The organism is Streptomyces sp. NBC_00425 (assembly GCF_036030735.1).
Lineage (GTDB): Bacteria > Actinomycetota > Actinomycetes > Streptomycetales > Streptomycetaceae > Streptomyces.
Window position 1 is genome coordinate 4,479,239 of the sequence record NZ_CP107928.1, and the last position, 14,429, is coordinate 4,493,667.

Below are 14,429 nucleotides of genomic sequence, written 5' to 3' on the forward strand. Positions count from 1 at the left end.
TCGGCCGGATCGGGTCCATGGACGTTTCGCGGGTTCACGACTCGGCCTTGCGGTGCACCCGCGCGACCCAGTCCGCCGGTTTGCCGATCTCGGCCTTGGTCGGAAGTGTGTTCGGGGAGGTCCACACGCGGTTGAAGCCGTCCATGCCGACCTGGTCGACGACGGCGCGCACGAAGCGTTCGCCGTCCCGGTACTGCTTGAGCTTGGCGTCGAGGCCGAGGAGCTTGCGCAGCGCGATGTCGAGCCGGGAGGCGCCCTTGGCGCGGCGCTGCTGGAACTTCTCGCGGATCTCGGCGACCGTCGAGACGACTTCGGGGCCGACGCCGTCCATGACGAAGTCGGCGTGGCCCTCGAGGAGGGACATCACGGCGGTGAGACGGGCGAGGATCTCGCGCTGGGCGGGCGTCTGCACGAGTTCGACCAGGGAGCGGCCCCCGTCGTCCTCTTCGCCCTCGGGGCGGCCGCCGGCGAGCGACTGGGCGGCTTCCCGGACCCGCTCGAGGAACGTCGACGGGTCGACGTCGGTCTCCCCCAGGAACGACTGGATCTCGCCCTCGAGATGGTCGCGCAGCCAGGGCACGGCGGAGAACTGCGTGCGGTGCGTCTCCTCGTGGAGGCACACCCAGAGGCGGAAGTCGTGGGGGTCGACGTCGAGTTCGCGTTCGACGTGGACGATGTTCGGCGCGACGAGCAGGAGACGGCCGCCGCCGCTCGCACCGGCGGGGAGTTCGCGGGTGGCCGGGGCGAAGGTCTCGTACTGGCCGAGGACGCGGGAGGACAGGAAGGAGAGCAGCATGCCGAGTTCGACGCCGGTGACCTTGCCGCCGACGGCTCCGAGGACGGCGCCTCCGGGGCTGTTGCCGCGGCGTTCCTGCATCTTGTCCAGGAGCGGTTTGAGGATCTCGCGGAAGCCTGCGACGTTGGCCCGCACCCATCCGGGGCGGTCGACGACGAGGATGGGGGTGTCGTGGATCTCCTCGGTGGCCATCCGGGTGAACCCCCGGACGTGCGCCTCCGAGGCCTTGGCGTGCCGGCGCAGTTCCGCGACGACGGCCCGTGCCTCGTCGCGGCTGACTTCGGGACCCGGCCGCACGAGCCGGGTCGCGGTCGCCACCGCCAGATTCCAGTCGACCATCCCCGCAGATGCAGCACCACCGATGCTCGTCATGCGTCAACCGTACGTGAGCGCCGCCGCCGGGGGCAGGCCGCGGGAGGCCGGTCAGGGAGATGTCAGGGTCGAGGCCGGGGGTGCCTCAGGGGTGGTGGGCCACGGCCGTCGTCAGCGGCAGCCGCAGCCCGCGAGCGCCGTGGCCGCCCGGTCCAGCGCCGCCTGCGCCGCCCCCGCGTCGGTCGTGCCGGAGGCCAGGAAGGCGAAGGCGAGGAGCCGTCCGTCCTGGTCGACGACCGTGCCGGCGAGGGCGTTGACGCCGGTCAGGGTGCCGGTCTTGGCGCGGACGACGCCGGCCGCGCCGTCCGCGTAGCGGTCGGCGAGGGTGCCGGTGAAGCCGGCGACGGGCAGGCCGGTGAGGACGGGGCGCAGGCCGGGGCGGGCCGGGTCGCCGGCCTTCACCAGGAGGGCCGTCAGCAGGTTCGCCGTGATCCGGTCCTGGCGGTCGAGTCCGCTGCCGTCCATGATGCGGACGCCGGCCGTCGGGAGCCCGAGCTTCTTCAACTGGGCCCGGACCGCGGCGCCGCCGCCCGCGAAGTCGGCGCGGACGCCGGTCGCGAGGGCGGTGTGGCGGGCGAGGGCCTCGGCGATGTCGTTGTCGCTGTTGGTCAGCATCCGCTCGACCAGGACCGACAGGGGCGGCGAGGAGACCGAGGCGAGGCTCTTCGCGCGCGTGGTGGCCTTGGAGGGGCCGGGGGGCGTGGTGGTGATGCCGTCGGCCTTCAGGAACGCGGCGAACGTGCGGGTCGCGTCGGCCGCGGGGTCGGGCACGCGCGTGACCGGACCGCTGGTGGAGTCGTCGGGGCGGCCCTCGTCGGCGGAAAGGGCCGTGACGCGGGCGAGGTTGCCGTTGGGCCCGATGGGGTGAACTTCGCTGCCCGCGTACAGGGTCGTGTCGTACGACAGCGTCACGTGGGTGAGGCCGCGCTTCTTCAGGGCGGCGGCGGAGGACGCGGCGAGGGTGCGCAGGCCGGCCCAGCCCGCGCCGTCGTCGTCGCGGGCCGTGAGGGTGGGGTCGCCGCCGCCGACGAGGACGAGCTCCCTGGTGTCGGGTTCGAGCACCGTGCGGGTGGTGAGGCGGTGCTCGCCGCCCATCGCTGAGAGCGCGGCGACCGCGGTGGCGATCTTCGTGGTGGAGGCCGGCGTCAGGCCCGTTCCGGCGCCCGCGCCGTACAGGTGCCGGCCGGTGGCGACGTCGACGACCGCGGCGGCGTGCCGGGCGCCCAGGACCGGGTCGGCCAGGAGCGGGGTCAGGACGCTCGCGATGCCGGCGCCCGTCGGCAGGGCGTCCGGGGCGGACTTGACGACGACGTCGGCGCCGCCGCCGCCGAGGCCGACCAGGACGGAGGCCGCGCTGGGGGCCGGGCGGGGCGCTCCGGCCGCGGTGTCGGACGTACGGGACGAATCCGCCGTACGCCCGTGATCTCCGCCACCCGTCCGTGCGAGGGCGGTCGCCCGGTCCCGCTCGGCCGTACGCTGACCGGTGGAGTCCCAGGGGCCGGCCACGGTCACCACACCGGCGGCCAGCGCCAGTCCGACGGTCGCCGCGCCCGCGCCGTACTGCCAGGAACGGGCGTTCGGACCGGTCCCGGTGAGCCGTGCGAGCTGCGGCTTCGCGGCCCGGGTGAGCCGTGCGACCCGCGGTCGCGCGGTCGCCGCCACGCGCGCGAATCGAGGCCGTACGATCCCTGCGGCCCGTGCCAGACGGGGTCGTACGGCGTCCGTGACCCGCACCACGTGCGGTCTCGCGGCCCGCCAAGGCCTCAGCTCTGGCACGAACACCAGCCCCTTTCGCGATCACACACCTGCGTGAGGGACACTTAACCACCAGAACTATGTGTTGATCATGGAGGAGCCACCGGTGGAGTTCGACGTCACGATCGAGATTCCGAAGGGTTCGCGGAACAAGTACGAGGTGGACCACGAGACCGGTCGGATCCGCCTGGACCGTCGACTCTTCACCTCGACCGCCTACCCGACCGACTACGGCTTCGTCGAGAACACCCTCGGCGAGGACGGTGACCCGCTGGACGCGCTGGTCATCCTGGACGAGCCCACGTTCCCGGGCTGTCTGATCCGCTGCCGCGCGATCGGCATGTTCCGGATGACGGACGAGGCCGGCGGCGACGACAAGCTGCTGTGCGTCCCGTCGACGGACCCGCGTGTGGAGCACCTGCGCGACATCCACCACGTGTCGGAGTTCGACCGCCTGGAGATCCAGCACTTCTTCGAGGTCTACAAGGACCTGGAGCCCGGCAAGTCCGTCGAGGGCGCCGACTGGGTCGGCCGCACCGACGCCGAGGCCGAGATCGAGCGGTCCTACAAGCGTTTCAAGGACCAGGGCGGTCACTGAGGCCCCGGTCGCCTGATGTCGTCGAGAGGGCCGCACGCATGCGTGTGCGGCCCTCTCGGGCGTCTGTGCGCATACTGAGGCCTACGGAAGGTGTCGTTCAGGGAGCGTTGCTGAGTGTCGGAGGCGGAGAACCGCAAACCGCAGTCGGACGAGGCGAGGAGCGCCTTCGATCCCGAGATCACGTCCGAGTTCGCGATGCCGGTGGGGCTCACCGTCCCCAGAACCGGCGGGGAATCCGAGACCACCTCGGAGTTCGCCGTTCCGCGGGGGCTGGACGTGAGCCAGCCGACCGCCGGGGAGGGCGAGGGATCGGCGTTCAGCGTGCCGAGCACCTACAGCGCCCGCGAGGCGCCGGCCGCGTTCACCCCGCCCTCCGGCGTCCCGATGGTGAGCCTGATCAAGGACCTGCCCTGGCAGGACCGGATGCGCACGATGCTGCGCATGCCGGTCACCGAGCGGCCCGCGCCGGAACCGGGGCCGAAGACGGAGGAGGGCGGTCCGGCCGTCCCGCGCGTGCTCGACCTGACCCTGCGCATCGGCGAACTGCTGCTGGCGGGCGGGGAGGGCGCCGAGGACGTGGAGGCCGCGATGTTCGCGGTCTGCCGCTCCTACGGGCTGGACCGCTGCGAACCCAACGTCACGTTCACGCTGTTGGCCATCTCGTACCAGCCGTCCCTGGTGGAGGACCCGGTGACGGCGTCGCGGACGGTGCGCCGCCGGGGCACCGACTACACACGTCTGGCGGCCGTCTTCCAGCTCGTGGACGACCTGAGCGACGCCGACTCCCATCTCTCGCTGGAGGACGCCTACCGGCGTCTCGCGGAGATCCGCCGCAACCGGCACCCCTACCCGACCTGGGTCCTGACGTCGGCGAGCGGACTGCTCGCGGGCGCGGCCTCGGTGCTGGTCGGCGGTGACGCGGTCGTGTTCGTGGCGGCCGTGCTCGGCGCGATGCTCGGCGACCGGCTGGCGTGGCTGTGCGCGGGGCGCGGGCTGCCGGAGTTCTACCAGTTCCTGGTGGCGGCGATGCCACCGGCCGCGATCGGCATCGCGCTGACCCTGGCCGACGTCGACGTGAAGGCGTCCGCGGTCATCACCGGCGGTCTGTTCGCACTGCTGCCCGGCCGGGCGCTGGTGGCAGGCGTCCAGGACGGCCTGACAGGCTTCTACATCACCGCGGCGGCACGCCTGTTGGAGGTCATGTACTTCTTCGTGGGCATCGTGGCCGGCGTGCTGGTGATGCTCTACGTCGGGGTGCAGCTCGGCGCGCATCTGAACCCGGACGTGTCGCTGGGCGTCTCCAAGCGGCCGCTGTGGCAGATCGGCGCGTCCATGCTGCTGTCCCTGACGTTCGCGGTGCTGCTCCAGCAGGAACGGTCCACCGTACTGGCCGTGACGCTGAACGGCGGGGTGGCCTGGTCGGTGTACGGCGCGATGCACTACGCGGGCGAGATCTCGCCGGTGGCCTCCACGGCCGTCGCGGCCGGGGTGGTGGGGCTGTTCGGGCAGTTGCTGTCGCGCTACCGGTTCGCGTCCGCGCTGCCCTACACGACCGCCGCGATCGGGCCGCTGCTGCCCGGATCGGCCACGTACTTCGGGCTGTTGTCGATCGCGCAGAACCACGTGGACGCAGGGCTGGTGTCGATCACCAAGGCCGCGGCGCTGGCGATGGCCATCGCCATCGGGGTGAACCTCGGTTCCGAGGTCTCGCGGCTGTTCCTGCGGGTGGGCTCCGCCGACAAGCGCCGTGCGGCCAAGAGGACGCGGGGGTTCTGACGCCCCCGCGCTCCGGGCGCCGCTAGTAGCCCTGGTTGTGGGGGTACTGGCCGTTGTGCTGGGCGCCGCCGTACGGCTGCTGTTGCTGCGGGGGCTGCTGCTGCCACTCCTGCGGGTACTGCTGCTGGTGCGGGTACTGCCCGCCGTAGTACTCGTTCTCGTAGGTCTGGCCCTGGCCGCTCTGGGGATCCTGCCCGTTCTGGTGGCCCTGGTGCTCACGGTGGCCCTGGTCGCCGTACGGCTGGCGCTGGTCGCCGTACGGCTGGCCCTGGTCGATGCGGCGGAGCTGGGTCGTGGCGTCGTCCATGACCGGGGGCTGCCCGTACGGCTGCTGCTGCGCCTGCCGCAGGGCGGGCTCCTGCGCGGCCGGGGTGTTGCGGGCCTCCTTGCGGGCCTTGAGGACCTCGATGATCACCGGGACGACCGAGATGAGGACGATCAGGACCAGGATCGCCTCGACGTTCTCCTTGATGAGGTCGATCTGGCCGAGGAAGTAGCCCGCGACCGTGACTCCCGTGCCCCACAGGACGCCGCCGATCACGTTGTACGTGATGAACGTGCGGTACTTCATGCGGCCGGCGCCGGCGATGATCGGCGCGAAGGTGCGGACGATGGGGACGAAGCGGGCCAGGACGATCGCCTTGGGGCCGTACCGCTCGATGAACTCGTGGGCCTTCTCCAGGTTCTCCTGCTTGAAGAGCTTGGAGTCGGGCCGGCTGAAGAGCTTCGGTCCGAAGAACTTGCCGATCAGATAGCCCACCTGGTCGCCGAGGACGGCCGCGACCACGATCAGGGTGCACACCAGCCACAGCGGCTGGTGGATCCACTTGCCGTCGGCGACCAGCAGACCGGCGGTGAACAGCAGGGAATCGCCCGGCAGGAAGGCGAACAGGCCCGACTCGGCGAAGACGATGACCAGGATGCCGGCCAGACCGAACGTCGAGATCAGATAGTCCGGAGTAATCCACTCGGGGCCGAGGGCGAGGGTAGTCACGGGTTCCGGGCTCCTGTGGGGTGAAGGCGGTCGGTGGGCGACCTGGCCGCCCAAAGCTATCAACGCGGCGCCGCGGGACCAGGTTCCCAGGGGCTCCCCCAGGATGCACTGTGCCTCTCCCTGGTCAAACCTGTGAACATGGGCATCGATGATTACGGCGGCGGGCAGGGTCCCGAGCCGGACGTACTGGTCGTCACCACGAACGACGCACCCGGCTTCCGGGTGCAGCAGGTCATCGGCGAGGTCTTCGGGCTGACGGTGCGCTCCCGGCACCTGGGCAGCCAGATCGGCGCGGGCCTGAAGTCAATGATCGGCGGTGAGCTCAAGGGCCTGACGAAGACCCTCGTGGAGACCCGCAACCAGGCCATGGAACGGCTCGTCGAGCAGGCACGCGCGCGCGGCGCCAACGGCGTGCTGGCGTTCCGCTTCGACGTGACGGAGGCCGCCGACGTGGGCACCGAGGTGTGCGCCTACGGGACGGCGGTGGTCCTGGCCCGGGAATGATCCCGAGCCGGGACCGGCGGGCGTCCCGGGCCTTCCGTGGCCTTCCTGGCCGGCCCCGCCGCCCCGCCGCCCCGCCGCTGGCCGCCCTACGAGGCGTGCTGTGCCGCGTTCGCCGCGATCGCCTCCTGGAGGTGCGCGGCGAGCCCCGGGCGCATCGAGTCGTAGTACGCCTTGAAGCGCTCGTCGGCGACGTACATCCCGCCCAGGCACACGTGCATCTCGTAGGGGCAGTCGTAGTACCAGGCGGTGATGTGCCGCCGGTGTTCCTCGGCCATGTCCATGGCCGCCTCACCGGCGGGCGGCTCCCCCGCGTCCATCAGCGCCGCGTAGCGCCCGCTCCAGTCGTCGACCTCGGCCTGGACGCGCTTCCAGTCCTCCTTGGTGTAGCGCGCGGCCCGGCGCTGGGACTCGGCGTAGGCCTCGGTGCCGCCCCAGCGCTGCTCCGCCTCCTCGGCGTACTGCTCGGGGTCCTTGTCGCCGAAGACCTCGAACCGCTCCTCGGGTGTGAGGTTGATGCCCATCTTCTTCGCCTCCATGGCGTGTTCCACGGCCTCGGCCATCTTCTGCAGCTTCCCGATCCGGGCGGTCAGCAGTTCGTGCTGGCGGCGCAGGTGCGCGCGCGGGTCGGCCGCCGGGTCGTCGAGCAGGGCCGCGACCTCCTCGAGCGGGAAGCCGAGCTCGCGGTAGAACAGGATCTGCTGCAGCCGGTCGAGGTCGGCGTCGTCATAGCGCCGGTGTCCCGCGTGGCTGCGCCCGCCGGGGACGAGCAGGCCGATGTCGTCGTAGTGGTGCAGCGTGCGCACCGTGACACCGGCGAATCCGGCGACCTGTCCTACGGAGTAGCTCACTTCGTCCGCTCCCTTCTCGGTACGCGCTCCACGGTGCGTCCTCACGCCGCGTGAGGTGCAAGGCGCTTGCCTCCCGAATCCCCTCCCGCTTCCCCCCGGTCCCCTCTCCGGTCCCCCTCCCCGTCTGCCGCAGCCCGGATGTCGTGTCCGCTTTGCCCGTTTATCGTGAGCCCGTGGCCCAGGACACCGCAGAGCAGCCGCCCCGCCCTCCGGCGACCCCGGCGCGCACCCTGCTGCCGTCGATCCTGCCCGCTCTCGTCATCGGCGTGCTGGCGAGCCTGCTGCTCCTGCTGGTGGAGGGGGCGGCCGACCGGCTCCAGCACATGCTGTGGCAGAACCTCCCGGACGCGCTGGGCGTGGGCCGGTACTCCGTGCTCTGGATGATGGTCATGCTCACCATGACGGGCGTCCTGGTGGGACTGGTGGTGTGGAAGGCGCCCGGGCACGCCGGTCCCGATCCGGCCACGATGGGGCTGGACGCGCGCGTGCTGCCGCCGGTGGTTCTCCCCGGGCTGCTGGTGGCGACGGCGCTGATGCTGGCGGGCGGGCCCAGCCTCGGCCCGGAGAACCCGATCATCGCCGTCAACGTGGCGGTCGTCTTCTGGCTGGGTCACCGGTTCCGGCCGACCGCGCCGGGCGCGGTGTGGGTGATGCTCGCGGAGGCGGCGACCATCGGCGCGCTCTTCGGCACGCCGGTGGCTGCGGCGCTGCTGATCTCCGAGGCGCTGGCGGGACGGGGGACGAAGGGGCCGTTGTGGGACAGCGTCTTCACCCCGCTGGTCGCCGCCGCGGCGGGCGCGATGACGACCACCCTGGTGGCCGATCCCAGCTTCGACATGCACCTGCCCCCGTTCGGGCAGCCCGGCTGGGCCGACCTGCTGGCGGCGACGGTGGTCGCCTCGGCGGGCGCGCTCCTCGGCATGTGCGGCGTGTACGCCTTCCCGTACGTCCACGGCGCCTTCGCGCGGCTGCGGCACCCGATGCTGATCCTCCCGGCCGGCGGGGTCGTGCTGGGCCTGCTGGCGGCCGTGGGCGGCCATCTGACGCTCTTCAAGGGGCTGGACGAGGTCGCGGAGCTCGCCGCCGACCCCGACGGCTGGACGGCCGGTCAGTTCGCCACGATGACGGTGGTGAAGATGGCCGCGATGGTGGTCGCCGCGACCTCCGGGTTCCGGGGCGGACGGATCTTCCCGGCCGTGTTCGTCGGCTCCGCGCTCGGTCTCACCGCCCACGCGCTCGTGCCGGGCGTCCATCCCGCGGTGGGTGTGGCCACCGGGGTGCTGGGCATCCTCCTGGCCATCACCCGGCAGGGCTGGGTGAGCCTTTTCGTCGCCGCCGTCCTGGTCTCCTCACCCTCGATCATCGCCCTGCTCTGCATCGCCTCGCTGCCGGCCTGGCTGCTGGTGACGGGGCGGCCGCAGATGCAGCTGCGGGCGGACGGGACCTCGGTGCGCTGACACCCGGCTCGCGCCCCCGGGAAGCACCGGCGGCGCGGAAACGGGACGAGGCCGCGGCGACCGGGTCCCGTCCCGCCACCGGCGCTCAGTGGCTCATGCGGGTGAACTTCCGTACGGCCAGCGGGAAGAAGACCGCCAGCAGGACCAGCGGCCAGCCCACGGCCGGCCACACATGGCCGGGGTCCGCGCCCGTGCCGCCGAACAGGTCGCGCACCGCGGTGGCCGTCCGGGACATCGGGTTCCATTCGACGGCCGTGCCCAGCCAGCCCGGCATGGACGTGGGCACGGCGAGGGCGTTGGAGAGGAAGCCGATCGGCCAGACGAGGATCTGCACGGCCTGCACCATCTCCGGCCTCCCGGCCACCAGCGCCAGATGGATGCCGACCCACAGCATCGCGAACCGGAAGAGGAGGAGAAGGCCCAGGGCGCCCAGGAAGGCGCCCGGTCCGCCCTGGGGCCGCCAGCCGAGCGCCAGGCCGACGGCGATCAGCACGGCAAGGCTCACGGCCGACTGGAGCATGTCGGCGGCCGAACGGCCCACGAGGACCGCGCCGTCGGCCATCGGCATCGCGCGGAAGCGGTCGATGACCCCCTTGTCGAGGTCCTGGGTGACGGCGACCATCGTGCCCTCCAGGCCGAAGGCCATGGTGAGCGCGAGCATGCCGGGCATCAGGTAGTCGAGGTAGTCGCCGCCGACCCCGCGGCCGCCGCCGACCAGGTAGCCGAACATCAGCAGCAGCATCACGGGGAAGACGAACCCGACGGCCAGCCGGCCCGGCTGGCGTGCCCAGTGGGCGAGTTCACGGCGGGTCATGGTCCAGCAGTCGGTCAGTGCGTACGCGTAGCCGTTCACACGGCCTCCTTCACAGCGTCGTCCGCGCGGTCCTCGCGCCCGGTCAGGTGGAGGAAGACCTCGTCCAGCGTGGGGCGGCGCAGGGCAACGTCCTCCGCCTCGATGCCGGCCTCCTCCAGGGCGCGGACGACGCCGAAGAGGGCGGCCATCCGGTCGGTGACGGGTGCGCTGAGCAGACGGCGGTCGGCGTCGACGGTGACGCCCGCCTCGGGCAGGGGCAGCAGGGCGACCGCCGCCCCGAGGAGGCCCGCGTCGCGCAGGACGACGTCGATGCGGTCGCCGCCCGTCAGCGCCTTGAGCTGGTCCGCCGTGCCGTCGGCGATCACCCGGCCGCGGTCGACGACGCAGATGCGGTCGGCCAGCTGGTCGGCCTCCTCCAGGTACTGGGTGGTGAGCACCACCGTCGTCCCGCCGCCGGCCAGCGAGCGGACCGCGGACCAGACCTCGGCGCGTCCGCGCGGGTCGAGACCGGTGGTCGGCTCGTCCAGGAAGAGCACCTCGGGGTCGGCGCCGTGCCGGCCGCCGATGAGGGAGGCGGCGAGGTCCAGCCGGCGGCGCATGCCGCCGCTGTAGGAGCGGACCGGCTTGCGGCCGGTGGCGGCGAGGCCGAAGCGCTCGAGGAGTTCGGCGGCGCGCACGCGCGCGTGGCGGGCGCCGAGATGGTGCAGGCGTCCGAACAGCTCCAGGTTCTGCCGGCCGTCCAGTTCCTCGTCGAGGGCGGCGTGCTGGCCGAGCAGGCCGATGCGCCGGCGGACCTCGCGGGCCTCCGTCAGCACGTCGTGGCCTGCCACCTCGACGCGTCCGGCGTCCGGTCGCAGCAGCGTGGACAGGATTCTGACCAGGGTCGTCTTGCCCGCGCCGTTCGGTCCGAGCACCCCCTGCACGGCGCCGCGGGCCACCGTGAGGTCGAGCCCGTCCAGTGCGCGCGTCTCCCCGTACCTTTTGTGGACGCCGTCGACGGTGATCGCCGTGTCGGCCATGGGAGCCCCCACCCTCTCGACTAATCAAACTTGACTACAGGCACAAAAGTAACCGCGCCCCACCCAGTCGTCAAACTTGATCAGCGCCAGTCCCCGGGGTGCCGCTCCCGCGTCGCGTACGGGTTCTCCTCGCCCGGCGCGAGCACGCCGACGAACGGCTCGCCCTCACCCGCGAAGGTGTACGCCCCGCCCTCGATCCGCGCGATCAGGCCGCGGGCCCACTCCGCCTCGGCGTCGGCCGTGTGGACCCAGAGGTTCATGATCTCGCCGATGTGGCCCAGCTGTCCGGGCCCTCCCTCGGGGACGTAGTGCCCGGTGACGGCCGAGCGCCACTCGTCGATGCCGCGCACCCGCTCCTTCAGGAGCGAGACGGCCTCCGCTCGCGGGAGGTCCACCACGAAGCCGATGGCGGCCGACTTCACGTCCGTCTTCTGGTCGTAGGAGACCAGCGCCTCGCGCAGCAGCCGGAAGTACTCCTCGACGCCCGCCTCGGTGACCTCGTACTCGGTGCGCGGCGGGCCGCCCGCGGTGGAGGGGGCCGTCTCGTGCTCGCGCAGCAGGCCCTGCTTCGCCATCTGCTTCAGGGCGTGGTAGATCGAGCCCGGCTTGGCGTTGGACCACTCGTGGGCGCCCCAGTACTCCAGGTCGCCGCGCACCTGGTAGCCGTGGGCCCGCCCGTGCTGGCGCACGGCGCCCAGGACGAGGAGACGGATCGCTGACATGCGCCCAGGTTAGGGCGTGGCGTCCGGGTCCCCCTCGGGTACCCGGACGGCCGTCCGCCCCGGAACGCGCCCCTGGCCGTGTCCGCCCTAGAAGGGGAAACCGCTGCGGCCGTGCTGGACCGAGATCCACTTGGTGGTGGTGAAGGACTCCAGGGTGGTCTCGCCGTTGAGGCGGCCGACGCCGGAGCTCTTCTCGCCGCCGAACGGCACGATCGGCTCATCGTGCACGGTGGCGTCGTTGACGTGGAACATGCCGGTCACGACCTGCTTGGCGAAGGCGACGCCGCGCTCGACGTCACGGGTGTGGACGGCGCCGCTCAGGCCGTACGGCGTGTCGTTGGCGATGCGGAGGGCCTCCGCCTCGCCGTCGAAGGTGTTGATGAAGGCGACCGGCCCGAAGACCTCCTGCTGCAGCAGGGCGGAGTCGAGGGGGAGATCGGCGAGGACCGACGGCTCGACGAGGTTGTCGGTGGTCGTTCCGTGCAGCAGGGCGGTCGCGCCCTCGGCGATCGCCTGCGCGACCGCGCCGGAAACGGCCTCCGCCTGCTGGGAGTTGATGACCGGGCCGATGAGGGTCTGCGGGTCGCGCGGGTCGCCGGCCTTCAGCGTCCTCACCTTGGCGACGAACTTCTCGGTGAACTCGTCGGCGAGCGAGCGGTCGACCAGGATGCGGTTGGCGGCCATGCAGACCTGGCCCTGGTGGACGAAGCGGCTGAAGACGGCGGCGTCCACCGCGTAGTCCACGTCGGCGTCGTCGAGGACGACGAAGGCGCTGTTGCCGCCGAGTTCGATGACGGACCGCTTGAAGTGCGAGGCGGCGACCGTCGCGACATGCCGGCCGACCTTGTCGGAGCCGGTGAAGGAGATGACCCGCGGGACCGGGTGCTCCAGGAAGGCGTCGCCGATCTCGGCGATGTCGGTCACGACGACGTTCAGCAGGCCCGGGGGCAGGCCGGCGTCCTCGAACAGCTTGGCGATCACGGTGCCGCCGGAGATCGGGGTGTTCTGGTGCGGCTTGAGCACCACGCCGTTGCCGAGGGCCAGCGCGGGGGCGACGGACTTCAGCGACAGCAGGAACGGCACGTTGAAGGGGCTGATCACGGCGACCACGCCGACCGGCTCGCGGTAGACGCGGTTCTCCTTGCCGTCGACCGGCGACGGGAGGATGCGGCCCTCGGGGCGCAGCGCCAGGTGGATCGACTCGCGCAGGAACTCCTTGGCGAGGTGCAGTTCGAAGGCGGCCTTGCCGAAGGTGCCCCCGGCCTCGGCGACGAGGATCTCGCTGATCTCCGCCTCGCGCTCCTCGACCAGCCGCAGCACCTTCTCGAAGACCGTACGGCGGGCGTAGGCGTTGGTGGCGGCCCACTGCCGCTGCGCGCGGGCGGCGGCCCGGTAGGCCTCGTCGACCTCGTCGACGGTGGCGATGGTGATCGAGGCGAGCTTCTCGCCGTCGTAGGGGTTGAAGTCGATGATGTCCCAGGAGCCCGTCCCTGGACGCCACTCACCGTCGATGTACTGCTGGGCCAGGTCGGTGAAGTAGGACGACGACATGTGATCCCTCAATCCCCTGCTGCGAACGTCTGTGACCGATCGACGTCACGATCTGATCACACGTCATCGTACGGGTGTTTCAAGGGAGTTGGAGGGATTCCCGGAGGCCGTAGGGGAATCCCTGCGGACCCGGCGTCAGGACAGCTGGATCAGGCCACGGAGCAGGTCCCGGCTCTCGTCCGGTCCGGGGCTGTCCTGCTGCAGTTCCTTCAGGGCGAGCTCGTACTGTGCGACGTCCTCGCGCTTGTCCAGGTAGAGGGCGCTGGTGAGCTGCTCCAGGTAGACCACGTCCGACAGGTCGGACTCGGGGAAGCTCAGGATGGTGAAGGCACCGGACTCGCCGGCGTGCCCGCCGAAGCTGAACGGCATCACCTGCAGACGGACGTTGGGCCGCTCGGAGATCTCGATCAGATGCTGGAGCTGCCCGCGCATCACCTCGCGGTCGCCGTACGGCCGGCGCAGCGCCGCCTCGTCGAGGACGATGTGGAGGTCGGGGGCGTTCTCGGCGACGAGGTACTTCTGGCGCTCCAGGCGCAGCGCCACGCGCCGGTCGATGTCGGCGGCGCTCGCGCCCCTCATGCCACGGCTGACGACGGCATGGGCGTACGCCTCGGTCTGCAGCAGACCGTGCACGAACTGCACCTCGTACACACGGATCAGGGCGGCCGCGCCCTCCAGACCGACGTACGTGGGGAACCAGTTGGGCAGCACGTCCGAGTAGCTGTGCCACCAGCCCGCCACGTTGGCTTCACGGGCGAGGCCGACGAGCGCGTGGCGCTCCGCGTCGTCCGTGATGCCGTACAGCGTCAGGAGGTCTTCCACGTCACGGGTCTTGAAGCTCACCCGGCCCAGTTCCATCCGGCTGATCTTCGACTCCGACGCCCTGATCGAGTATCCCGCCGCCTCGCGCGTGACGCCGCGGGCCTCACGCAGCCGTCGCAGTTGCGAGCCGAGCAGCATCCGCCGCACCACCGATCCGGGCTCTCCCGCGCTCACGTTCGCCAGCCTCCCCAACCGTCCTAGGGGCCGCAGTCTGCCACTAAAACACTTCGAGCAGTACTCGTCCGATTACAGAGATGGAACGAATCCAAAGCATACGCACAGCGCGATGCGAAGGAAGAGTGAGGAGAAAGCAAGAGAAGTGGCGGTGATGGGAGAGAAGTTGGCGGAAAAAATGGCCAAGAAGCGGTACGGGCAGGTCCATTTCGGTCACGTGCACGTGC

General features: G+C 71.5%; 13 protein-coding genes. 4 read left to right on the plus strand and 9 right to left on the minus strand.

The window, feature by feature from the left end:
* Positions 1 to 34: 34 nt before the first annotated feature.
* Together OHS82_RS19160 and dacB are read right to left on the minus strand one after the other, a co-directional pair.
* Positions 35 to 1,168 carry a zinc-dependent metalloprotease gene (locus tag OHS82_RS19160; protein WP_079041159.1) on the minus strand — a complete coding sequence of 378 codons (1,134 nt, stop codon included), beginning with the start codon at positions 1,166 to 1,168 and terminating at the stop codon, positions 35 to 37.
* 111 nt (positions 1,169 to 1,279) lie between these two features.
* A complete protein-coding gene (gene dacB / locus OHS82_RS19165; RefSeq protein ID WP_443041879.1) occupies positions 1,280 to 2,950 on the minus strand; it encodes a D-alanyl-D-alanine carboxypeptidase/D-alanyl-D-alanine endopeptidase in 1,671 nt (556 codons plus the stop codon).
* Between the two features lie 79 nt (positions 2,951 to 3,029).
* On the opposite strand from dacB, the gene OHS82_RS19170 reads away from it, so the two are divergent.
* Positions 3,030 to 3,521 carry an inorganic diphosphatase gene (locus OHS82_RS19170; protein ID WP_007452023.1) on the plus strand — a complete coding sequence of 164 codons (492 nt, stop codon included), beginning with the start codon at positions 3,030 to 3,032 and terminating at the stop codon, positions 3,519 to 3,521.
* A 114-nt stretch (positions 3,522 to 3,635) separates the two neighbouring features.
* A complete protein-coding gene (locus OHS82_RS19175; protein WP_057577735.1) occupies positions 3,636 to 5,297 on the plus strand; it encodes a threonine/serine ThrE exporter family protein in 1,662 nt (553 codons plus the stop codon).
* Between the two features lie 22 nt (positions 5,298 to 5,319).
* Here the strand turns inward: OHS82_RS19175 and OHS82_RS19180 are convergent, their stop codons facing one another.
* Positions 5,320 to 6,291 (minus strand): DedA family protein, encoded by a 972-nt coding sequence (locus OHS82_RS19180; RefSeq protein WP_328434197.1) that lies wholly within the window; start codon positions 6,289 to 6,291, stop codon positions 5,320 to 5,322.
* A gap of 138 nt (positions 6,292 to 6,429) precedes the next feature.
* On the opposite strand from OHS82_RS19180, the gene OHS82_RS19185 reads away from it, so the two are divergent.
* Positions 6,430 to 6,795: a YbjQ family protein gene (locus tag OHS82_RS19185; RefSeq protein WP_057578089.1), complete on the plus strand. Its 366-nt coding sequence runs from the start codon at positions 6,430 to 6,432 to the stop codon at positions 6,793 to 6,795.
* Between the two features lie 86 nt (positions 6,796 to 6,881).
* Here the strand turns inward: OHS82_RS19185 and OHS82_RS19190 are convergent, their stop codons facing one another.
* The gene (locus tag OHS82_RS19190) at positions 6,882 to 7,643 is read right to left on the minus strand and encodes a MerR family transcriptional regulator (protein WP_328434198.1); all 762 of its coding nucleotides are present in this window, start codon (positions 7,641 to 7,643) and stop codon (positions 6,882 to 6,884) included.
* A gap of 173 nt (positions 7,644 to 7,816) precedes the next feature.
* On the opposite strand from OHS82_RS19190, the gene OHS82_RS19195 reads away from it, so the two are divergent.
* Complete coding sequence (locus OHS82_RS19195) at positions 7,817 to 9,100, plus strand: ion channel protein (RefSeq protein ID WP_328434199.1); 1,284 nt, start codon at positions 7,817 to 7,819, stop codon at positions 9,098 to 9,100.
* Between the two features lie 85 nt (positions 9,101 to 9,185).
* On the opposite strand, the gene OHS82_RS19200 is transcribed toward OHS82_RS19195, so the two are convergent.
* The 5 genes from OHS82_RS19200 to OHS82_RS19220 all read right to left on the minus strand — a co-directional run bounded on the left by OHS82_RS19200 (position 9,186) and on the right by OHS82_RS19220 (position 14,166).
* The gene (locus OHS82_RS19200) at positions 9,186 to 9,914 is read right to left on the minus strand and encodes an ABC transporter permease (RefSeq protein WP_057578091.1); all 729 of its coding nucleotides are present in this window, start codon (positions 9,912 to 9,914) and stop codon (positions 9,186 to 9,188) included.
* Positions 9,915 to 9,949: 35 nt separating this feature from the next.
* Positions 9,950 to 10,933 carry an ATP-binding cassette domain-containing protein gene (locus OHS82_RS19205; RefSeq protein ID WP_328434200.1) on the minus strand — a complete coding sequence of 328 codons (984 nt, stop codon included), beginning with the start codon at positions 10,931 to 10,933 and terminating at the stop codon, positions 9,950 to 9,952.
* 80 nt (positions 10,934 to 11,013) lie between these two features.
* Positions 11,014 to 11,655, minus strand: a complete 642-nt coding sequence (locus OHS82_RS19210; protein WP_057577740.1) for a PadR family transcriptional regulator — start codon at positions 11,653 to 11,655, stop codon at positions 11,014 to 11,016.
* An 87-nt stretch (positions 11,656 to 11,742) separates the two neighbouring features.
* Complete coding sequence (locus OHS82_RS19215; protein ID WP_057577741.1) at positions 11,743 to 13,206, minus strand: aldehyde dehydrogenase family protein; 1,464 nt, start codon at positions 13,204 to 13,206, stop codon at positions 11,743 to 11,745.
* Positions 13,207 to 13,341: 135 nt separating this feature from the next.
* The gene (locus tag OHS82_RS19220) at positions 13,342 to 14,166 is read right to left on the minus strand and encodes a helix-turn-helix domain-containing protein (protein WP_057578093.1); all 825 of its coding nucleotides are present in this window, start codon (positions 14,164 to 14,166) and stop codon (positions 13,342 to 13,344) included.
* Between the last annotated feature and the right edge of the window lie 263 nt (positions 14,167 to 14,429).